Origin of the sequence: Peribacillus sp. NJ11 (assembly GCF_030348405.1) — a bacterium.
In the GTDB taxonomy this organism is placed as follows: domain Bacteria; phylum Bacillota; class Bacilli; order Bacillales; family DSM-1321; genus Peribacillus.
On the sequence record NZ_JAUCFO010000001.1, the window covers coordinates 1,917,746 to 1,940,030 of the forward strand.

Sequence of the window (22,285 nt, forward strand, 5' to 3'; positions counted from 1 at the left end):
ATCATTCCCCCATGCTCATTCCTTTTAAAACGACCGCAGTCAGAAACACGGTCACGCAAATGATTGAGGTGGATACGACAATCGCTAACGGTAAAGTCATTGGAAATTTCTCCTTAGATGATGGTCACGCCGCTAAGATCAACCTTACCTCCATGTAAAAAGTTGTAAGTGAGTTTATCCATCGAAGCTCCCGTAAAGTCAATTTTCTTTAAATCGGACATCCGAAATTGAACATTGATGAGTGTGGCGTCGCGAAATGATGCCTTTTTCAATGAAGAACCCTCGAAAACGGTTTGGTTGAATGTTTCCCCATCAAATATAAGACCAGATAAATTACAGCTTTTAAAATGGGTTTTGTTATAAATGCTGTTCTTGAAAGTTACGCCTTTTAAATTGGCACTTTTAAATAAGGTACTAGTTAAATTGGCGTTTTCAAAGATGCAGTCATTTAAGTTACTGCTTTTAAATGTGCTGTTCGTCAGGTCCGAATGGCTGAAGTCGGAACGGCTTAAATCACAGGAATTAAATTTCCCATCATGCACGGAAACCGAGCGGAAGTCGGAATCCAATAAACGGTGTCTGGAATAGTCCATGGATATCGCCTGCTCAAGCTCGTTATACTGAAGGTTGAGTGATTCCATTAGCTCTGATACTTCTCCAATTGAATCCACAGTCAGCTTATAAGCTTCTTGCTCACTAGAGCCATTCCTTTTATGGTCATTGTATTTTTCCAGTAAGTTTTGCAGCAGTTCTTCTTCCAATTCCTTTGTGGTTTTTGCATTTTTGTACGGGGCAAAAATGCTATGAACATGTGCATGCAGTTTTTCAATCACATTTCATCTTCCTTTCTTACAAGAGGCGTTCAAGTATTCGCTTGGCCTGCTCCCAGTCATTTTTATTTTGCGTATATGTCTCTTCCCCGATTGGGGTGATTTTGTAATACTTCCTTCTTCCGCCTTGTGTAGCATCTCCCCAATAAGAGATGATGCAACCATCCTTTTCTAGACGTTTTAAGCTGGAATACATCGTAGCTTCCTTTATTTCATATTGCTCATTTGAACTCACATATATCAGTTTGCTGATTTCATAACCATATTTATCGCCACTTTGCAGGAGTTTTAGAATCATCGTATCTACATGTCCGCGAAGCAAGTCAGAGGATAGTTTACGTTCAACCAAATCCTCACCTCCTTTGGTATATCTTATAATGTATTACTATGACAGTCAAGGTAATCTGTATAATATGGAGTGTGTCAGTTGGGGCTTTATATTAGGAGGGTCGTTGATTATGAAAAGAAGCATGTCCGTTATCGCGGACCACTGCGTCGCATACTATTTTTAATTTTACTAATTTGCCAGATAAAATATCCGCTTGGAAGGGATTTATTATGCTACATAGAAGAAGTATGTAAAGAGGTGGGGATGCTGAATAATTCGTGGAATAAAGTGATTTATAAGTTTTGGTCGCCGATTTATGATAAAATCTTCAACTCTCATCTCTTTTTAGATGCCAGGAAAAGAATATTTGAAGAGATACATTTTCATGATAATGCGAAGGTTCTGTTTGTAGGCGTAGGTACGGGTGCCGATTTGGAGTTGATCAAGAACCTTGACCTTGAGATAACGGCGATAGATCTATCAGCCGATATGCTAAAAAAAGCGATGGGGAAATATGAAAATACAACGATCAATTTCCTGGAGATGGATGCACAGAATATGGAATTCGATAATGAATCGTTTGACTATGTAGTTGGAAGTTTGGTCCTTTCCGTCGTACCTGATGCCAATCAATGCCTTCAGGAAATGATCAGGGTTTTAAAAGGAGAGGGGAAAATAATACTATTTGATAAGTTCATTTCTAAAGATGAACGGCTTTCATTACCGAAAAAGGTTCTGAGACCCATCATTGGATTGTTAGGTACAGATATTGGCTTGCGGTTTGAGGACTTGTTCAGTAGACATGAAATGAATATGAAAATTGAAGAAGATCGACCGATCATGCTGAATGGAATGTACAGAAAGATAATCATCAGTAAACGGATATGACATGTAAAGACCTATAAAGGTTGGAAACATACTCGAAAATGAAAGGGCTCAACATGAAAACAATTAAGAAGGTTATATTCTTATAGATTTGGTAATCTGAATGTTTTCCAGTCATCGTTCATATACTCTTCAATCTCACTTATTACGTCATCCATCATACCTCCTTAGGTTGGCTTATTTTAAAAGGATTTTTAAAAAAGAAATATTCCGATTAAGTCTTCTAAGTGTCCTTTCTTTTCTATACAGCCTTACATATGGATCAGTCTGTTTATATAGGAAAACGTAAGCCTGATCCGCTGTAAAGTACATGTAATGATTGACATGTAAATAAAAAGCCCCTGTCTTATCTATTATGGATATAGGACTGATCAACGGGGTCCAATAGTGTGTGAACGCCATCTGTAACGCATTTTTGATGCAGCTGTTACATGGGCACCGACCGAAATCGATATAATTAAATGGTGGGATTTAATGGGAAGAGGTGATGGTTTTGTCGGAGACGATTACAACCTATGAAGATCTATTGAACATGCTGGACTCGTTATTGCGTGAGCCAACTGCATTCTGGAATGGTTTTTATGAAGACCGTGAAAAAGGGATTCCCTTTTTCGGAAACCTCCCTGATGAGAATTTGGTTCAATACTTTGATAGTGGGTTACTTGGGTCAGGAAAGGTTCTTGAGCTTGGGTGCGGACCTGGAAGAAATGCTATTTACCTTGCTCAAAAGGGCTGTTCCGTTGATGCGGTGGATCTTTCAAAGGAAGCCTTGGAATGGGGGAAAGAAAGAGCGGAAGAAAGTAAAGTGCACGTGAACTTCATTCAAAGGAATATATTTGAATTGGACATTGGGGAAGGGCAATATGACTTTGTATATGATTCAGGTTGTTTTCATCATATTGCTCCACATCGAAGGATCAATTATTTGGAGATGGTAAAAAAGGCGTTAAGGCCTAAGGGAATGTATTCGATTACTTGTTTTGTGGAAGGTGGCATATTGGGTGGTGCAGATATCTCGGATTGGGAGGTATATAGGCAAAGAAGCCTTAAAGGCGGATTAGGTTTTACTGAAGAAAAACTTAGAATGATCTTCAAGGATTTTGAAGTGGTGGAAATACGTAAAATGAGGAAAATGGAACAATCTGATGAAACCTTTGGGGTGCAGGGTTTATGGACCGCAATATTTATGAAAAAGTAATTCTCATGAGGTTAATTAGGTTATGTGGATAGTGTAGCTCAATGTCACTGAACGGAGGATCTGGGATCAGGTCCTTTTTTTGCGTGATAAAGAAAAGGGGCAGGATGGCGGTGAATTTGTTAACAAAAAAATAAAAATGGTAAACTATAACAAAAAAATACGATTTGGTGAATGCCGCTTTACCAGAATGATAGATGAATGTTCTTGCAGATTTTTTTTTTTTTGAAAAATCAGTGGTTGTATGGTTTCAAAAACAGCTGGGAAGGTATATGGAATGAAGGGACCATTGGCATGGGATCTTAAGTATTGAAGCGGTTATCTTCGATGCTTCTTTTGTTGATAAAACGGTTAACTTTCAATACCCTGACAATGCTGATTCAGTCTTTAATAGCATTAGATATTATAAAAAAATTAAATAGGTGGAGGAGTTTATGCACAGAAATAAAGAACTATATTCCTTTTTATTAGGTGAGGCAGCTCAATTGACTGAGGATTGGTACGCAACTTTGAATAAAAATGATAAGTCGGGGGTTTATAGCTCACCCGATCCCAAAGTGATTAAAAAACTGAAGCAACAAAATAATGAGTTCCACTTACATTTCTTTCAGATATTTGTTACAGAGGAAAGGGAATTCTTTAAGCGTCTTGATGAGTGGATTGAAGATATCGGTCAGGATGAGCAGCATTTAAACACACCCATCTATTTTATATTGAGGGAGTTTTTTCGAACGCAAGAGCAATATCTGGATTACATTGACCGATTTGTGGGATTGCATGGAGATCGATATACACGGGAGGAAGTAAATTCCTGGTATCGGATAGTGGTCAAGGTGTTCAGTGAAGTGATGGAGAGGTTTACGGAAGCGAATCATAAATATGCCAATAAAATTATGAAAGCCCAACAGGCCACGATCGATGAATTGAGCACGCCCATCATTTCCCTTAAAGATAATACCGCGTTGCTTCCCCTGATAGGCGATATTGACACGACGAGGGGCATGTCCTTGCTTGAAAACACCTTACAAAAGTGCGCTGAAAAAAATGTCACCAGGCTTTTCATTGACCTATCGGGCGTTCATGCAATAGATAGTGCATCCGCCCACCAACTGTCACAATTGATTGAATCCTTACATTTGATCGGAATTCATACAACCCTTTCAGGACTTCGGCCGGAAATAGCAATGACTGCCGTTAAGCTTCAACTGCCTTTTGATAAAGTGACGATAAAGTCCACTCTTGCCCAAGCGATCAGTACGATAAAATAATACATACATATACTTGGCAAGGGTATGCTCGTTATAAATTTCATCGAGAAGACCTCCATATGGCGGTCTTCTCGCATGTATAGGTGAATGCTACATTCAAAATAGGTGGCGGGCTCCATAAGGCAAGAGCCGGAACCTGCCGGATTATTCAATATTTGCAAAGACGGCTAGGTCTTCTTTATTGCCAACGACCAAAAGCATATCTTTTTCATGGATATCCTGATCTGGTGACGGTGCTATGATAATTTCTCCATTACTCACGATGGCAATGACGCTGATATTATATTTTGCGCGTAAATCAAGTTCCCTGAGGCTTTTTCCCTTCATACTCATGGGGAGGATGATTTCCTCGATATTGTATTCTTTAGACAGCTCTATATAGTTCAGCATGTTAGGGAACAGGAGCTGGTTCGCGACCCGTTCCCCCATATCCCTCTCAGGATAGATGACCCAGTCGGCACCAACTTTAGTGAGCACCTGACCGTGATTTTTATTAAGTGCTTTGGCAATGACCTTTTTAACCCCAAGCTCTTTTAAAAGCAAGGTAGTCAAAATGCTTGATTGCATATCATTTCCGATGGCTACGATGACACAATCGAAATTACGAATCCCGATGGATTTCAATGTCTCTTCTTCAGTGGTATCCGCCATGACTGCATGGGTAACGCTCAGTTCCGCATTCTCGACTCTTTCTTCGCTGATATCAATACCCAATACCTCTTGGCCAGCGGTATATAATCTATCTGCCACACTGCTTCCGAATCTGCCTAAACCGATTACGGCATATTGTCGTTTTCCCATCATTTACACTCCTTCATTTATGGTTAACCAATCATGATTTTCCCTTTTGGATGACGGAAGGGATCTGGCTTACGCCTCATTGCGATGGCAAAGGCAAAAGTCAAAGGACCCACCCGGCCTGCAAACATCGTGAAAATGATGAGCATTCGGCCAACCGGTGATAATTCGGGGGTCAAACCCATTGAAAGTCCCACTGTGGCGAATGCTGAAGTGGCTTCAAATAAAATCATCAAGAAATCACTTCCACTTTCTGTGATGGTCAGCAGAATGGAAATGATTGAAACAAGGAAGACCCCGATGAATGTAACGGATAATGCTTTAAAGATGGTTTCATTCAAAATGCGGTGACGGAATAATACCACATCGCCCTTTCCTTTAATCTGTGACCAAACCGTTCCAAGAAGCGTCGCAAATGTTGTTGTTTTAATCCCGCCGCCAGTCGATCCGGGTGAAGCCCCAACGAACATCAAGAAAATGATGAGCAGTAATGTAGGTTGAGTTAAATCAGGGATATTCAACGTATTGGAGCCTGCTGTCCTTGGTGAAACCGATTGAAATAAAGACGATAAGGTTTTACCCATGAAAGATAAAGGCTGCAATGTTTTGGCATTACCGAACTCGAATAAAAAGATTAAAATTGCGCCGACGATTGTAAGGGTCAAGCTAGTCATCAGAACAACCTTCGTATGTACGGATAAACGATGGGTTTCACGATATTCGTATAGTTCATTCATTACGATAAAACCTATTCCGCCAAACGTGATGAGGAAGGCGACGGTAAGGGTTACGAATGGGTCCGATACATAAGGGGTCAAACTCCTGAATTCCCCCATTAAATCAAAGCCGGCGTTATTGAAATTCGATATGGAATGAAAAACCCCGTAATAGATCGCCTTGCCGATTGGCATGTCAAAAGAAAAGCGGATCGATAAGATCAGGGCACCCACGCCTTCAATGATGGCCGTGAAAATTAAAAGCCGTTTTACTAACTTGACTACACCTGCCATGGATAGATTATTTAAGGACTCCTGCAAGAGTAACCTGCCTTTTAAAGAAATCTTTTTGCCTAATAAGAAAAAGAAAAACGTGGCAAATGTCATGAACCCTAGGCCGCCTATCTGAATCAGTGTTAAGATGACCAACTCACCAAAGGTGGTGAAAGTCGTCCCCGTATCCACCACGACAAGCCCTGTTACACATGTAGCGGAGGTTGAGGTGAATAAAGCATCCAGAAAAGAAAGACCATTCCCATTTTCAGTCGAAATCGGCAGGGTCAGCAAATAGGCCCCAATAAGTATCAGGATGGCAAAGCCGAGTACAAGGATTTTTGGCGGATCCAATAAATTTTTTGTTTTTATCAAATGATCATCCCTACCTATAAAAATATTGTGTAAAACTTATGAAATCTTAACCATCAATCCTCTTTATGAATCTTTTTCAAAGCATAATAAAAAGACCTGCGAAAACATCGAAAGGCTATTTTGCCACAAAAAGCGTGCAAAAAAAGCTCCCGAAATAGGCGGTCTTATGACCTCCTTCGCTTTAGCCGACGAAGTTAGCTGACGGGTAGGATGGCGAAAGAGCTGATCTCATCCCTTCTGCAAGGCAGAATTAACCCCAAATGATTGGGTCCTCCGTACTCAATTCCTTGAGTTTTGGCCGAAATGCATTAAATTGATAAACGTATTCTACTCCCATCATTTAGCAGTTGTAAACCCCTAAAGTGTAAAAAAATATTTCTTTAACAAAACTGAAAATTTACGTTTTATTTACATTTGAAAAACGTATTGACAAATATTAGTTAGCACATTATGATAGGTTCGATTAATCCGATTATGATAACCAACAGCGATGTACTTTATTCAACACATTCAAGCAGAACATGTCATTGCAAATCTATTTTCTAATATAAATAAATTATTTTTCTTTTGAAAATCATAAAGAAAAAAAGTATGGCATTCTTATTAAAAGGTTTCAAACATTTTATAAAAAAGGCGGGCAATTATGGAGAAGACGTTCAATAGATATGTTATTAACGCTACAGGCAAGGGTGGACAGACATATTTAACACAATGCCAGGATAAAGATGCACTAAGGAAATGGATAGCCGATCATGAGGATCAAATCATAATGAATGAGTTAAGGATAACGGATAAGAAAAAGAATCCGTTGTTAAAATTGTTTTCTCTAAGGTAAATCAACTGAAATTATGTCATCCTGTGTACTATCCGGGAACTAGAGCGAAAAATCCATAACTTGTTTTGCTTTTAAACTCATTTATTTTTGAATGAGTTTTTTTGCGTTGAAAATTATGACGTTTACACTATTAATACAATAATGTTAAAATTTAGAAAATGATGAATATGGATGTAATGAAGAGAAAGCAAATGAAATGACCACTTTTCAGAGAGCACCGTCAACTGGAAGGAGTAGTAAGCATAAATTGAAGCAATTCTCGGGAAGGGGATGCTGTGACGGGATCTTCCGTTATGGTGCATAGTAACACCGCACTATTGATCTCGTCCCCCGAGAAGCCTTTCCTGGGGATGGGATTTATATTTCCTTTTCTAAGGAGGAGAAGCGTTGACATTCAAAAATTCATTAGTAGCTTGGAAATATCCCTCCATCCTATTGTGCGGCATCGGGATTTCGAACTTTGGTGCATGGGTTTATTTTATTGCACTTAATTTAATCGTGCTGGATATGACTGATTCAGCTTTAGCGGTAGCTGGACTTTATATCGTTAAACCGATGGCTGCCATATTTACGAATGTTTGGGCAGGCAGCGTGATCGACCGGATAAATAAGCGGAATCTTATGGTGGCACTTGACCTATTTCGAGCGGTATTCATAGCCTTGCTGCCATTGACTTCTTCTATTTGGGTCATCTATTCCCTTGTCTTGGTGATCAATATGGCAGGGTCCATGTTTGTAACGACATCCAGGTCGTATATAACAAAATTAATACCCATTGAACAGAGGAAACGATTTAACTCGTTGCGAAGCTTAATGGATTCTGGGGCTTTTTTGATTGGACCTGCGATAGCGGGTCTCCTATTCTTGATCGGTACACCCGTTATAGCCATTTACATTAACGCGGCTGCCTTATTATTATCCGGCATCATAACTCTATTCATGCCCAATCTTGAAAAGGAACGTTCCCTTGAACAAACCAGTCATTACCTGTCTTGGACCATCATGAAAAAGGATTGGGGCATCGTCATGGACTTCAGCCGGAAATTTTCCTATATCATGCTCATTTATTTCTTATTCAGCTGCATGGTAGTAATGGAAACGGCCATGGATTCCCAAGAAGCGGTGTTTGCCAAGGCCGTGCTCCTTTTGTCGGACAGCGATTACGGATTCCTTGTAAGCATCGCCGGGGCAGGCATCATTGCGGGTGCAATAGTCAACGCGATATTCATTAATAAAATACCAATATCGTACCTAATTGGACTTGGATCTTTATTTGTATCGATAGGTTATGTGATCTATGCCCTTTCAAATTCCTTTTCGATGGCCGCCATCGGATTTTTCATCATTGCCTTTTCACTGGCTTTTGCCAACACAGGCTTTCAAACATTTTATCAAAATAATATTCCAGTGGAGATTATGGGGAGGGTTGGAAGTATTTTTGGCTTGTTGGAAGCTTTACTGATCATCATGACTACAGCGATTGTTGGTGTCTCAGCTCATTTCATTTCGATTAGGTTCGTGGTCATTTCAGGTACCATGATCATGTTCGCCGTATCAATTTTACTGTCCATACTTAGTGTGAAGGCCTCGAAGAGCAGGTATTATTCCGTTGGGGATGCCGGGGAAAAGATGTAAGTTCTTATAAAAGGCATGTAAATGGAACATGCCTTTTATAAAAAGTTCATTGAACGAATGTGCGCACTTGGCTGATGAAGTTCAAGATTTGAAAATGAATTTTCGCCATTTCTTCCACCGTTTGCCCGTCGCAATTCTCCAGCCACTCCTGTATCACCCCTAAAATCGCTGATGTCATGAAGGCATGCATATACTTACGAAACGCCTCATCTTTTGCTGCTGGATGCTGGCTGATTAGTCGCTCCAACAGCACTTCACCGAATACACGCTTTATTTTTTTTGCAAAAGAAGGATCGCCCTGATCACCAAGAATGGCCCTTAATGCATGTGCATGTTCACTAATGAATTGAAAAATTGCTACGAAGGGCGGGTAAAGTTGTTGCTGATGTAGAGCCAAAAAAGCCTCTTTCGGCAGAATGGCAGTAATCCGTGTTTGAAGTTCATTTAACAATTTCTGCTGTAAGTGATCCATCAATTCATATTTATCCGTATAATGCAAATAAAATGTGCCCCGATTAATGTTAGCGCGTTCCGCAATTTTCTTCACTGTTACATGTGAGAACCCCTCTGCCTCTACGAGTGCAATAAAATGATGTTGTATCTGCAGTTTCGTTTTATGTACCATATCCTCATGAATCGATCCCATGAAATGTCTCCTTCACTTAACATTTTTCCAAATATGTTGATTGTATTGGACCAAATGCTACCTTAGAATGATGATACACTCAACACCGTGTTAATTAAAGAGGAAGGATGTGTGTACAATGAAAAATGCGATTTCCATTGAAGGAATTGCTAAAGGTTTTCATAATAAAAAGGTCATTCAGCCATTGAACCTGAATATAGAAAAAAATGGGATTTTCGGCTTGTTAGGTCCATCCGGATGCGGAAAGACGACCTTGATTAAAATGATTGTCGGATTGCTTAAGCCCGATGCGGGTAAAGTCACGGTTCTTGATCATGAAGTGCCAAACGAAGCACTGTTAATGGATGTCGGCTATATGGCACAGTCCGATGCTTTATATACAGAACTGACGGGAGCTGAAAATCTCGCATTTTTTGCGAAGCTTTACCGTTTATCGAAGAAGGAACGAAGGGAACGCATTCAATATGCAGCTGAAATCGTACAATTGACGAATGATTTGAACGTTCGGGTAGCGTATTATTCCGGTGGGATGAAACGGCGTCTGTCACTGGCGGTTGCACTCATCCAAAACCCGGAAATCCTCATTTTGGATGAACCGACCGTAGGGATAGATCCTTTGCTGAAACAGTCCATTTGGCAGGAACTTGAACGTTTAAGAAATGAAGATCATAAGACGATCATCATCACGACTCATGTGATGGATGAGGCGGAACGATGCGATAAACTGGCGATGCTGCGTGAAGGTGAAATCATCGCATCAGGAACACCGGCAGCTTTAAAAACACAATATGCAGTGGAAACGCTTGATGATGTTTTTTTGAGGATTGGAGGTGGACTATCATGAGAATTGCCTCTCTTGTTACTCGAATTATACAGCAGATGCGCCGGGATCGAAGGACACTCGCTTTATTTTTCCTCGCTCCATTGCTCATTTTAACGCTCATGTATTTTATTTTCGATACAGAAGCGAGTGATTTGGAAATCGTTGTTACAGGCAGTGATGAAACTCTGGTTAAAGCATTGAAACAAGCGGATTTTCAAGTAACGGCTGCTGAGAAGTTTTCTAAGGAAAGAATGATCGAAAATAATACGGATGGCTGGTTACAAGTTGAAAATGGCCAGATAAAACTGACGCTGTTGAACGACGAACCGGCTCGTGCAAAGGCCGTTCAAATGCAAATGATGCAAGCGTTGCAAGGGAAACAAAAAAATACTCCTTCAATTGAGGAGCAATATGTTTACGGGGATGCAAACACAAAGGGTTTTGATACTTTCAGTCCGATGCTCGTTAGCTTTTTCGTTTTCTTCTTCGTATTTTTAATAGCGGGTATTGCGCTTTTGAAGGAGCGAACAAGTGGTACGTTGGAACGTCTGCTTGCTACACCGATTAAACGATACGAAATCGTAGCGGGTTATGTGATCGGATATGGTTTATTTGCTCTTATTCAAACGATAATAGTCGTACTATATGCTGTAAATGTACTGGATATCGTGCTTGTCGGCTCAATATGGCTCGTTTTATTGACGAATATACTCGTCGCGCTCGTTGCATTATCGCTTGGTACATTACTATCGAGTTTCGCAACATCTGAATTCCAAATGGTACAATTCATTCCTCTGGTCATCGTGCCGCAAGTCTTCTTTACAGGGATTTTCCCATTAGATGGCATGGCAGACTGGCTGCAAAAAATAGGCAAGGTCATGCCGCTCTATTACGCGTCGGATGCCATGAACGGCATTATGTACAAAGGTTTCACATTCAATGATATTTTACTGGATTTACTCATTCTCCTGGCATTTTCAGTCGTTTTTATAACCATCAATATCATCAGTTTAAAAAAATACCGTACCTTATAATGAGGATTAATACCGATGATTACATCTGCATAACGTAAAACAAAGCCGGATTCCTGGATCGTGAGGAACCGGCTTTTTGTTTTACTGGAAGAAGATCGAATTATTCCACACAACAGTCGAATTATCCGGAGTAAGGTCGAATAAACCCACACATCGGTCGAATTATCTGGATGTAGGTCGGAATATCCGGCACATCAGTCGAATTATCCGGAAGAAGGACGGAATATCCCACACATCGGACGAATTATCGGGGATTAAGGACGAATTATCCTTTCCATCGGTTGATTCATACTAAAAAGCTTCCCTTTGAAGTAGTTTGTTGACGGGGTGTTAAAGATGTCCTAGGATATAATGATATGCAGTGATTTGGAAAGAAATAGAAGGGGAGGGAGTTACATGTCTCTAAAATCGGTCATGCTTTCCCTTTTGCTGTCGCAAGCACTGTTTTTATGCGGTTTGCCTCTTTTCCTTCAGCTCCTATTATATTTGAATCCTTTGGTGATCATGGTTGTCTGGTTTTGTATCCTCATTTTCGTTTCGCTTGCGGTTCTTTATTTTCGAGGTGAAATGGTCAAGGTTCCGCGCCTTTTGTGGCAGGCAGCCTTTAGTGGCTACAGTTTATCATTAATGGTTTTGTTGTTCTTTCGGCCAAAAGGGCAGGTTTATTCGTATAATTTGATTCCTTTTTCCACGATTCTTTCATATTTATCGAACGAAATGAACGGGCTTGTGTCATTTTATAATCTTAGCGCCAATGTGGGACTGTTCATTCCATTCGGGCTATATTTGTTGTCCAAGGAAGGGAAAGATCTATCAGCTTCAAGGAAATTTCTTTATCCATTACTTTCGATTTCGGGCATCGAAATCTGTCAGTTTGTTTTTCGGCGCGGCAGTTTGGATGTCGATGACCTAGTACTGAATATGATTGGTGTTTACCTGGGGTACATCCTGTATCCATTGTTCACGAGAGTGGTGGCGATCCATTCTAGAGTAGATTCATAAATAAGATAACTGAAAGGATGAATTCCATGTATAGCACTTTAGAAGAATTAACGGGCCATCCCGTGTTTCATTATTTTGCAGCGATTTCCGAAATCCCGAGAGGATCAGCCAATGAAAAAGCAATCAGTGACTATTTGGTTCGCTTTGCTAAGGATAGGGACCTGGTGGTGATTCAGGATGAAGCACTAAATGTCATTATCAAAAAGCCTGCCACAATTGGATATGAAAGTGCACCTACCGTCATTATCCAGGGGCATATGGATATGGTTTGCGAAAAGAACAAGGGTACACTTCATGATTTTGAGAAGGATCCGCTTCAATTAAGGATTGTGGGTGACATGTTGTATGCGACGGAGACAACTTTAGGGGCGGATAATGGGATTGCCGTTGCTTATGCTTTGGCATTATTGGATGCAAATGATATTCCGCATCCTGCTCTTGAAATAGTCATAACGACTGAAGAAGAAACGACAATGAACGGTGCACTTGCTGTGGATCCGGCTCACTTCAAGGGAAAAATGATGATCAATATCGATTCGGAGGAAGATGGAAAGCTGCTGGTCAGCTCAGCAGGAGGAATACGCGTTCGGCAAATCCTGCAAATCGGATGGGAATCGGCTTCAATTGTTGAAGCTGTATCTTATAACATCAGGATTAAAGGGTTAAAGGGCGGACACTCCGGTATGTCCATCCATAAGGAAAGAGGGAACTCCAATAAACTTTTGGGCAGAGTATTACATGAATTAACGACAGACTTTCCTTGCTTCATACAGCAAATGAACGGGGGCCTGAAAGGGAATGCGATTCCTCGTGAAGCAGAGGCGACTGTACTGATTCATGTAGAAGATGTTCAGAAGATAGAGGAGAGACTCCAGCAATGGGAAGATACTTTTAAAAATGAACTGCAATCTTCCGACCCTGAGGTATCGATTAGGTTTGAAAAGATCGAAACGATTTCTTCAAACGTTTTTTCCAAAGAGACGGTATCTAAAGCCATTACCTCTTTACTGGTAATCCCGCATGGCGTTCAAGGAATGAGCATGGGAATAGAAGGATTAGTGGAAAGTTCGACGAATCTAGGGGTCGTTACGACAAATGAAGCGGAAATGATATTCGAAAGTGAAATCAGGAGTTCGGTCAAAAGCCTCAAATATAATATGGTCACTCAGGCAAAGGCGATAGCTGATATGCTTGGATGCGAGATATTGGTAGATGCGGATTATCCGGAATGGCCCTATAATCCCGATTCGAAACTCAAGAAATTATTTGAAGAAACATACAAAGAAAAATATCATGAAGATATTGAAATCATCGCTGTACATGCAGGGATCGAATGCGGGGTTTTCATAGATAAGATTCCAGGGCTGGATACTGTTTCAATCGGACCGGATATATTTTCCGTACATACACCAGATGAACACATAAGCATCCCGTCCACTATAAATAACTGGGGGTATTTCCTTTATACATTAAAAAGGATGAAGGATCTATAATCAACTGCAAGTTTGGGGAACAGGTAAAATGATAATTGAATAGATTTTGAGACATCCTATCGTAAACGATTTGATGTCTCTTTTTTTGGTTGAAATAAGGAACAGCACGAGGATATGGAACATGGTCAATTCCATAAGCCTAGTAAAAAATATAATTGAAGTTATATTAATTTTAGAAAGAGTAAGAAAGGCCATTAAAGAGAACCAGTCTATCAAAGGCAGATATTATCCTGTTTTGTTGACTTGATCTGCAAGTGAAAAAAGCGTTTACATTTTTATGTAAACGCTTTATAATTCATTTGTACCTATAAATTCATACCAATGAATTTAATGTATGCTTATCAATCTTAATTAAAGATGCCAGAATTCCCTTTAATTAAGGATGGAAGTCATTAATGAAGAGTAACTTTTGAATTCAGAACATTCTGTTTTTTTATCCGATCATCATCTTCTAAATAATTAGATTAGCAGAAACATATTTCATATCTTTCTTTAAAGGGGGTGACATGCATCTTCATTTCGTTTTGAGATTTACCTGGATCAGAAGCAAAAAGTAATCTAAATCAAATAATGGAGGAGAAAAATGAGAAAAACCATTACGATAATAATTTTGTGTATTTTTACCTTTACTTTGTTCGTCGGGAATATACCAGGAACAGTCAAGGCGAAGCAAGCAGGGAAACCATTATATATGAACGAGAAGGCACCTGATGAAGAAAGAATCAAAGATTTGTTAAAACGAATGACAATCGATGAAAAGGTCGGTCAGATGATCCAGGCTGAGCGAGCCTCAGTAACCCCAAATGATGTAAAGGAATATAAATTAGGTTCGGTATTAAGCGGGGGAGGTTCTTTTCCGGATGGAAAGGAGGAAAACAGCACCCGTGAAAAGTGGTCAAACTTAGTGGATTCATATCAATCCGGAGCTGTTTCTACCCGATTGGGCATTCCACTATTATATGGAGCAGATGCTGTCCACGGTCATAATAACGTAAAAGGCGCTACCATTTTCCCACATAATATTGGTTTAGGTGCCACTAGGAATACAGAATTAATAGAGAAAATTGGACATGCTGCCGCATCAGAAATCAAATCTACAGGCGTGAATTGGACGTTTGCCCCGACAATGGCCAATGTCCAAAACATCCGATGGGGAAGAACGTATGAAGGGTTTGGAGAAAACTCAAAACTTGTTGCCAACATGGGTGCAGCCTATATTGACGGGCTTCAAGGCAAAAACCTTAAGAAAACGGAAAATGTTCTAGCTACCGCTAAACATTTCATTGGTGAAGGATATACAAAAGGCGGAGTCAATCAAGGTGATGTGACTGAGTATACAGAAGAAGAGATACTTAAGAATGATAGGAAGATATATGAGGAGGCCATCGAATCAGGGGCCAGAACGGTGATGGCTTCTTTTCATAGTATCGAAGGGTTGAAAATGCATGCCAACAAACGGCTGCTTACCGATGTATTGAAGAAGGATATGGGCTTTACGGGATTTGTCATTTCTGATTGGTATGGGATACAGCAAATCACGAAGGATCAAAATGGGAATGCGGTTTCCGGGTTAAAGCAGCAGATTGAAGTGGCAGTGAATGCTGGGGTCGATATGTTGATGCAGCCTGAAAACTGGAAAGAGACACTTAAACTTACAAAAGAACTGGTGAATGAAGGTGAAATTTCAGAAAAAAGGCTAGATGATGCCGTTACACGGATTCTTCGGGTCAAGTTTGAGTCTGGTGTTTTTGAAAAACCAATGACAGATCCAAAGTTGGCTAAGTCATTTGGGTCTGAAAAGAACAGGGAAATAGCGCGTCAATCCGTCAGTGAATCTCTAGTCCTATTAAAAAATGATAAAGTGAATGGTAAACCGATTCTTTCTCAATTAAAGAAAATGGACAAAATATTTGTGGCAGGCAGAAGCGCTGATGATATCGGAAAGCAGTCGGGTGGCTGGACGATATCATGGCAAGGGAAATCAGGTGATACGACTGAAGGTACGACTATTCTAGAAGGATTAAAAGAAGTTGGTGGAAAACAAAAGAAAATCACTTATAACAAACATGGAAGAGGAGCAAAAGGAAATGATGCTGCTATCGTTGTTGTAGGTGAAGATCCATATGCAGAAACTGATGGTGATGCCACTGATCTTCATTTAAATCGGATGGATCTATTAACATTGGAGAATGTCCGCAAGGCAGATCCGAATATTCCGATCGTTGTCGTATTAGTATCTGGCCGGCCGATGATCATTACGGATGAAATGAAGGATTGGTCAGGTTTGGTTGCAGCGTGGCTTCCTGGTACTGAGGGTGCAGGAGTTGCTGATGTCTTGTTCGGTGGTGAGGAATTTTCAGGTAAATTGCCAGTTAGTTGGCCTTTCTATTTGGAAGCCTATGAAAATAGGGAAAACAAAAAGGATCATTTTATGTTTAATTATGGATATGGTCTGACGAAGAAGCAGGCTACGCCAAAGCTGCCTGAAAAACCAGAGCTCCCTGAAAAGCCTGGCTTAAAAGTACCAGGGAAAATTGAAGCAGAGGATTTTGCCGCCCAATACGGATTGCAAACGGAAAATTCATCTGAAGGGTCATTAAATATGGGGTATGCGGATGGAAGAGATTGGTTGGAGTACGAAATAAATGTAGAACAGGATGGCCTTTATCAAGCCGATTTTCGTTATGCGGCCAATCTAAGTGGTCAAACCGGGATTAATATCGTTAGCGAAGAAAAGAAGCTGCTTGGTAAGTTACGAGTCGGATCCACTGGGGGATGGCAAAATTGGGACACATCTACGGTTGATGGCGTCATCTTGAAGAAGGGTAAACAAAAGATCAAATTTGAATATATCGAGGGATCATTGAACTTAAACTGGTTCGAATTTAAGCGGGTTGGCAATATTCCGGAAACACCTCCTCCGACTGAGGATGTACCCGCAGAAGTTATTAAAGCAAAGGCAGTTGAATCATGGATCACGAATGAACGGGAACCAAGTGATGTTGCTTGGTACTTTGATTCCAGGTATCAACCAGATGATAAGAAGTTGTCCAAGCAGGAAAAAATGGATATCACCAAACCGGATGCATCAAATCTTACCACCATAAACATTGATCCGACCAAACAATACCAAAGCATATTGGGGATCGGTTCTTCAATGGATGAGTCGACCGTTCATAATTTGACGAAAATGTCTCCTGATAAGAGACAGGAAGTTCTCGATAAATTGATAGATCCGGATAAAGGCATCGGAATGAGCCTTATTCGAACAACGATTGGCACATCTGACTTCACGGCACAGAAATTTTATACGTATGACGACATGCCGCCAGGGAAAACGGATGTCAATCTGAAGCATTTTTCAATCCAAAAGGATATCGATTATAAGATTATTGAAACGTTAAAACAAATTAAGGAAATTAATCCGGATGTTACATTCTTTGCCTCCCCATGGAGTCCTCCAGGCTGGATGAAAACGTCTGACAGCATGATCAAAGGACAGGTGAAAGACGAATACCTGCCAATCCTGGCAAAATATTATTTGAAATACTTTCAAGCCTATAAGAAACAGGGAATCGATATAAGTGCAATGACCTTGCAAAATGAACCGATGCTGGAGATTGAGTACCCGAGTACCAATATGCCTTACAGCCAGGCAGCGGAATTAGCGACACTCCTAAGAAAAGAGCTCGATAACAACGGTTTTAAGCATGTAAAACTTTGGGGATTTGATCATAACCCAAGTGATACAGGAGCATACGCGGAACAATTGTTAAAAGATAAGGGAGCCTATGATGCTTTAGATGGTACGGCTTTCCACGATTACGGCGGATCCTTGTCTGAAATGACTAGATTACACAACTTATTCCCAGAGAAAAACGTGTATTTAACGGAGCGTGCAGTTTGGGGAACGTATGGCGCGGATCGAATTGCGCAATACATGAGAAACTGGGCGAGGAGTTATAATTCCTGGGTGGTCATGCTGGATAGCGACATTCAAACGCATCAATGGGTGGGTCAGCCGGATCCTACACTATTGATTCAAGACTCAGCTGATAAGGATAATTACTGGTTGACTCCGGAATATTATTTAACTGGGCATTTCTCCAAGTTTGTTAAGCCAGGGTTCACTCGTGTTGAAAGTGATTATGGTTCTTCGGATACGGTCACAAATGTAACATTCTTAAGTCCTGACCAAAAGACACTTGTATCTATAGTTATCAATCAATCCTATGAACCTCAAAAATTCAAGTTCATTAGCGAGGGTGAACAAATCAAGGGTGAGCTGCCGGCCAAATCCGTGGCTACTTACCAATGGCAAAGATAATGAACACCAAGATTGAAGGAAGGGGCCAATCAAAAAGATTGGCTTCTTTTGTTGCTGAATAAAAACGCAATAAATTATTTGAATAAATAGAATATAAGCGTTTACATTTCTGTGTGTACGTTTTATACTATATTTATACCAATGAATTTGTACCAATAAATATAAATCATTCTTATGAAATGGAGGGGTATTATAGATGCCTTATACTTCTGAAGAAGATGTACAAATGATCATATTTGGCTTGATTGCTGGAGCGGGAGATGCCAAATCCAACTTTTATCAAGCGATTTCCCTTGTGCGGGACCATAAATATGAAGAAGCAGAGGAATTGATACATCAAGGGGAAGCAGCCTTACTAGAAGCACATAAAGCCCAAACTAGATTAATAACAAATGAGGCAAATGGAAACAAAACGGATATTGGCATCTTAATGATTCATGCTCAGGATCATTTAATGAATGCCATTCTAGTGAAAGAATTATTAAACAATCTAATTTCGATGCAAAAAGATATAAATGCATTAAAAGAAAAATTGGAGGGAATTGAAAATGGTTAAAATCGGTTTGTTTTGTTCGGCAGGAATGTCAACAAGTATGTTAGTGACAAAAATGAAAAAAGAAGCTCAAGCAAATAGTTTGGAAGTAGAAATCAATGCATATCCAGAATCTGAATTGGAACAAATCGCAGATTCAATTGATGTGGCTCTATTAGGACCACAAGTTAAGTTCCTTCTGTCTAAAGCAAAAGCCGTTTGCGAACCGAAATCGGTTCCTGTCGAGGTGATAAATACAATGGACTACGGCATGATGAACGGAAAGAAAGTTTTAGAAACCGCATTGAATCTAGTGAAAAAGCAATAGTGGGAGGTACAACATGAAATTTCCAAAAGACTTTTTATTCGGAGCTGCATCTGCATCATATCAAGTGGAGGGTGCCTGGAATGAAGATGGAAAAGGGCTGAGTAATTGGGACGTCTTTTCAAAGATTCCAGGTAAAACATTCGAAAATACAAACGGTGATGTAGCGATTGATCATTACCATAGATATAAAGAAGATATAAAACTAATGGCAGAAATGGGATTGGAGTCTTATAGATTTTCAGTTTCCTGGGCGCGCATCATCCCGGACGGTGACGGTGAAATAAACGAAAAAGGAATCGAATTTTACAATAATGTCATAGACGAATGTTTGAAATATGGAATCGTCCCGTTCGTTACACTATACCATTGGGATTTACCACAGAGTTTAGAAGCGGACGGGGGCTGGGTGAATAAAAGAACGATACGTGCATTCGCTAAATACGCCGAGGTTTGTTTCAGGGCTTTCGGTGACAGGGTGAAACATTGGATCACTTTTAATGAAACCGTTGTATTCTGCACATTAGGATATTTGAATGGAGCCCATCCACCAGGCCTTGTAAACGATCAAAAAAAATACTTTCAAGCTACCCATAATGTATTCGTGGCTCATGCTGAAGCCGTTCAAATCTATAAAAGCTTAAAGCACTATGGCGAAATTGGCATAACACATGTTTTTAACCCCGCTTTTAGCATTGATGGCAAAGAAGAAAATATTTTTGCCTCGATGCATGCGAATCACTATCAAACATTTTGGTATTATGATCCGATTTTAAAAGGGGAATATCCAAGTTATGTAGTGGATGCCTTAAAGGAAAAAGGCCTGACACCTGATTGGACAGAAGCAGAGTTGACTTTGTTGAAGGATACGGCTGATTACAATGATTTCATGGGCTTGAATTATTACCAGCCAGCAAGGGTGGCCAAAATTGATGGAGCCATTGAAAACACGAAAATTGATCGTGATAAGTCGACCGGGAAACCTGGCAACCCATCATTCGACGGTGTATACAGAACGGTCATGATGGAGGATAAAGTATATACAAAATGGGGCTGGGAAATTTCTTCCGAGGGCTTCTTGGATGGCTTAAGAATGCTGAAGGAACGTTATGGCGATGTAAAACTTTATATCACTGAAAATGGTCTGGGCGACGAAGATCCAATCATAGATGGTGAAATTGTCGATGTCCCAAGAATCAAGTATATTGAAGAGCATTTAACCGTGATTAAAAGTGCAATAAGTGAAGGAATTAACTTAAAAGGCTATTATGCTTGGTCAGTCATTGACTTATTAAGCTGGTTAAACGGCTATAAAAAACAATATGGTTTTATTTATGTGGATCATAAAAATAATTTGGAAAGAAAGAAGAAGTTATCGTTCCATTGGTATAAGCACATTATTGAAACAAGAGGAGAAGAGCTGTAACGCTTTCAGTCATCATGAAAAAAAGACCGACCTAATCCATTTCCAGGATAAGGTCAGTCTTACTTAGTAAGTATCATTCACTTTTACTAGGAGGGGTAGTTATGTCGCATATTGAAAAACTATTCGAGAAAATGATGCCTGCATTCATGAAATTTTCAAATGCAAAAGCAACCGTCGCACTTAAGGATGGTTTCGTACTTACGATGCCGTTGACACTTATTGGCTCCATTTTCTTATTAATAGCAAACCTGCCGATCAAGAATTGGAATAAAATCATGGCTAATTTATTTGGTGCAGATTGGATGGTGCCATTGAATCAAGTTACAGGAGCCACATTTGACATTCTTGCTCTCATAGCCGTTTTTGGAATCGCTTACTCCTATGTGAAAACAAGCAATATTGAAGCCGTTCCAGCAGGGATAATCGGTATCATTTCATTTTTGATTCTCAGCAATTCATTTGTTGAAAGTCCTTCTGGGGAAGTGGTTGGCGGAGTCATTCCTAAAGCCTGGACAGGCGGACAAGGGATGATAACATCCATATTGGTAGGGTTGGCTGTCGGTGCGATCTACACATGGTTCATCAAAAAAAATATCAGAATCAAAATGCCGGAAAGCGTGCCATCTGGTGTTTCAAATGCCTTCTCGGCATTAGTTCCTGGATTTGTGATCATGTTATTATCGATGTTCATTTTCCTCATTTGTGATAAGATTCAAGGCGTATCAATGACTGAAATCATTTATAAAGTATTACAGATCCCCATGCAAAATCTATCAGATACATTACCTGGAATCATCATTATCATGGCATTAATCTCCATTTTCTGGTGGTTTGGATTACACGGTCCGAATATCGTCATGGGAATCATGGCACCTATTTTAACTTCAAATGCCTTGGCGAATCAAGCTGTCATAGATGCCGGTAACACGCTGGCCGTAGGCGGAAATGCAAAAATCGTTACGGTTCAGCTAGTGGATATTTACGCGAAATTCGGTGGTGCGGGCATAACATTAGGTTTAATTGCAGCAGCGTTGCTTGTCGCTAAATCACAGCAAGTGAATCAGTTATCTAAAATGTCGCTGGTTCCAGGTTTATTCAATATTAATGAACCAATCATTTTCGGGCTTCCCATCATATTTAACCCTTTAATGATCGTTCCATTTGTTTTGGTTCCTGTCATTGCCGTATTGATGACGTATTTTTCAATTATTTTAGGGTTTATCCATCCATTTACAGCGGTACAGGTCCCGTGGACAACCCCGCCAATCATTTCAGGCTTTTTATTATCGGGATGGCAAGGGGCAGTCGTCCAACTAGCTATATTGGGTATGGCTACCATGGTATATTTCCCATTCGTTAAAATGCTTGATAAAGTAGCGCTGGAACAAGAAACCCCAATTGAAAAAGTTAGTTGATTTAAAAAGAAACAGAGGTTTCTTTACAATCGTTATGAAATAAACTATTGTAAAGAAAACCTCTCTTTTAGTCTAAACTATTGTTCGAAAACGTTCGAAATCATTATGTATAGAGGAAGGTATA

The 22,285-nt window shown here is 40.0% G+C and carries 19 protein-coding genes and 1 riboswitch; of the genes, 14 read left to right on the forward strand and 5 right to left on the reverse strand.

Annotated elements, in window-relative coordinates:
* Window positions 1–113: 113 nt before the first annotated feature.
* Together QUF86_RS09485 and QUF86_RS09490 are read right to left on the reverse strand one after the other, a co-directional pair.
* Window positions 114–833, reverse strand: a complete 720-nt coding sequence (locus QUF86_RS09485) for a pentapeptide repeat-containing protein (RefSeq protein ID WP_289314749.1) — start codon at window positions 831–833, stop codon at window positions 114–116.
* A gap of 16 nt (window positions 834–849) precedes the next feature.
* Window positions 850–1,179 carry a PadR family transcriptional regulator gene (locus QUF86_RS09490; protein WP_289314750.1) on the reverse strand — a complete coding sequence of 110 codons (330 nt, stop codon included), beginning with the start codon at window positions 1,177–1,179 and terminating at the stop codon, window positions 850–852.
* A gap of 246 nt (window positions 1,180–1,425) precedes the next feature.
* Here QUF86_RS09490 and QUF86_RS09495 point away from each other — a divergent pair, with 246 nt between their 5' ends.
* The 3 genes from QUF86_RS09495 to QUF86_RS09505 all read left to right on the forward strand — a co-directional run bounded on the left by QUF86_RS09495 (window position 1,426) and on the right by QUF86_RS09505 (window position 4,506).
* Complete coding sequence (locus tag QUF86_RS09495) at window positions 1,426–2,046, forward strand: class I SAM-dependent methyltransferase (protein WP_289336204.1); 621 nt, start codon at window positions 1,426–1,428, stop codon at window positions 2,044–2,046.
* 490 nt (window positions 2,047–2,536) lie between these two features.
* Window positions 2,537–3,241, forward strand: coding sequence for a class I SAM-dependent methyltransferase (locus QUF86_RS09500; RefSeq protein ID WP_289334141.1), 705 nt, complete (start codon window positions 2,537–2,539; stop codon window positions 3,239–3,241).
* Between the two features lie 431 nt (window positions 3,242–3,672).
* Complete coding sequence (locus tag QUF86_RS09505; protein WP_289326617.1) at window positions 3,673–4,506, forward strand: STAS domain-containing protein; 834 nt, start codon at window positions 3,673–3,675, stop codon at window positions 4,504–4,506.
* Window positions 4,507–4,650: 144 nt separating this feature from the next.
* On the opposite strand, the gene QUF86_RS09510 is transcribed toward QUF86_RS09505, so the two are convergent.
* Together QUF86_RS09510 and QUF86_RS09515 are read right to left on the reverse strand one after the other, a co-directional pair.
* Window positions 4,651–5,307, reverse strand: a complete 657-nt coding sequence (locus QUF86_RS09510) for a potassium channel family protein (protein WP_289314753.1) — start codon at window positions 5,305–5,307, stop codon at window positions 4,651–4,653.
* 23 nt (window positions 5,308–5,330) lie between these two features.
* Window positions 5,331–6,665, reverse strand: a complete 1,335-nt coding sequence (locus tag QUF86_RS09515) for a TrkH family potassium uptake protein (protein ID WP_483313677.1) — start codon at window positions 6,663–6,665, stop codon at window positions 5,331–5,333.
* Window positions 6,666–6,836: 171 nt separating this feature from the next.
* Window positions 6,837–6,978, reverse strand: a riboswitch (cyclic di-AMP (ydaO/yuaA leader).
* 333 nt (window positions 6,979–7,311) lie between these two features.
* On the opposite strand from QUF86_RS09515, the gene QUF86_RS09520 reads away from it, so the two are divergent.
* Window positions 7,312–7,503 (forward strand): hypothetical protein, encoded by a 192-nt coding sequence (locus QUF86_RS09520; protein WP_289314755.1) that lies wholly within the window; start codon window positions 7,312–7,314, stop codon window positions 7,501–7,503.
* A gap of 387 nt (window positions 7,504–7,890) precedes the next feature.
* Window positions 7,891–9,138 carry an MFS transporter gene (locus QUF86_RS09525; protein WP_289334142.1) on the forward strand — a complete coding sequence of 416 codons (1,248 nt, stop codon included), beginning with the start codon at window positions 7,891–7,893 and terminating at the stop codon, window positions 9,136–9,138.
* Window positions 9,139–9,184: 46 nt separating this feature from the next.
* On the opposite strand, the gene QUF86_RS09530 is transcribed toward QUF86_RS09525, so the two are convergent.
* Window positions 9,185–9,784 carry a TetR/AcrR family transcriptional regulator gene (locus QUF86_RS09530; RefSeq protein WP_289334143.1) on the reverse strand — a complete coding sequence of 200 codons (600 nt, stop codon included), beginning with the start codon at window positions 9,782–9,784 and terminating at the stop codon, window positions 9,185–9,187.
* A gap of 118 nt (window positions 9,785–9,902) precedes the next feature.
* Between QUF86_RS09530 and QUF86_RS09535 the strand changes: the two genes are divergently transcribed.
* From QUF86_RS09535 to QUF86_RS09575, 9 genes are all read left to right on the forward strand, one after another.
* Window positions 9,903–10,628: an ABC transporter ATP-binding protein gene (locus QUF86_RS09535; protein ID WP_289334144.1), complete on the forward strand. Its 726-nt coding sequence runs from the start codon at window positions 9,903–9,905 to the stop codon at window positions 10,626–10,628.
* The gene (locus QUF86_RS09540; RefSeq protein ID WP_289334145.1) at window positions 10,625–11,641 is read left to right on the forward strand and encodes an ABC transporter permease; all 1,017 of its coding nucleotides are present in this window, start codon (window positions 10,625–10,627) and stop codon (window positions 11,639–11,641) included. The genes QUF86_RS09535 and QUF86_RS09540 overlap by 4 nt, the downstream gene beginning before the upstream one ends.
* Before the next feature lie 396 nt (window positions 11,642–12,037).
* On the forward strand, window positions 12,038–12,643 hold the full coding sequence (locus QUF86_RS09545) for a VanZ family protein (RefSeq protein ID WP_289334146.1): 606 nt from the start codon (window positions 12,038–12,040) through the stop codon (window positions 12,641–12,643).
* Window positions 12,644–12,669: 26 nt separating this feature from the next.
* Window positions 12,670–14,136 carry an aminoacyl-histidine dipeptidase gene (locus QUF86_RS09550; protein WP_289334147.1) on the forward strand — a complete coding sequence of 489 codons (1,467 nt, stop codon included), beginning with the start codon at window positions 12,670–12,672 and terminating at the stop codon, window positions 14,134–14,136.
* A 583-nt stretch (window positions 14,137–14,719) separates the two neighbouring features.
* Entirely contained in the window at window positions 14,720–18,463 is a 3,744-nt protein-coding gene (locus tag QUF86_RS09555) for a glycoside hydrolase family 3 N-terminal domain-containing protein (protein ID WP_289334148.1), read from the forward strand.
* A gap of 196 nt (window positions 18,464–18,659) precedes the next feature.
* On the forward strand, window positions 18,660–19,019 hold the full coding sequence (locus QUF86_RS09560; RefSeq protein ID WP_289314763.1) for a PTS lactose/cellobiose transporter subunit IIA: 360 nt from the start codon (window positions 18,660–18,662) through the stop codon (window positions 19,017–19,019).
* Entirely contained in the window at window positions 19,012–19,323 is a 312-nt protein-coding gene (locus QUF86_RS09565) for a PTS sugar transporter subunit IIB (protein WP_098373050.1), read from the forward strand. The genes QUF86_RS09560 and QUF86_RS09565 overlap by 8 nt, the downstream gene beginning before the upstream one ends.
* A gap of 13 nt (window positions 19,324–19,336) precedes the next feature.
* On the forward strand, window positions 19,337–20,746 hold the full coding sequence (locus QUF86_RS09570) for a glycoside hydrolase family 1 protein (RefSeq protein WP_289334149.1): 1,410 nt from the start codon (window positions 19,337–19,339) through the stop codon (window positions 20,744–20,746).
* A gap of 101 nt (window positions 20,747–20,847) precedes the next feature.
* Window positions 20,848–22,161 carry a PTS sugar transporter subunit IIC gene (locus tag QUF86_RS09575; RefSeq protein WP_289334150.1) on the forward strand — a complete coding sequence of 438 codons (1,314 nt, stop codon included), beginning with the start codon at window positions 20,848–20,850 and terminating at the stop codon, window positions 22,159–22,161.
* The last annotated feature ends 124 nt before the right edge of the window (window positions 22,162–22,285 follow it).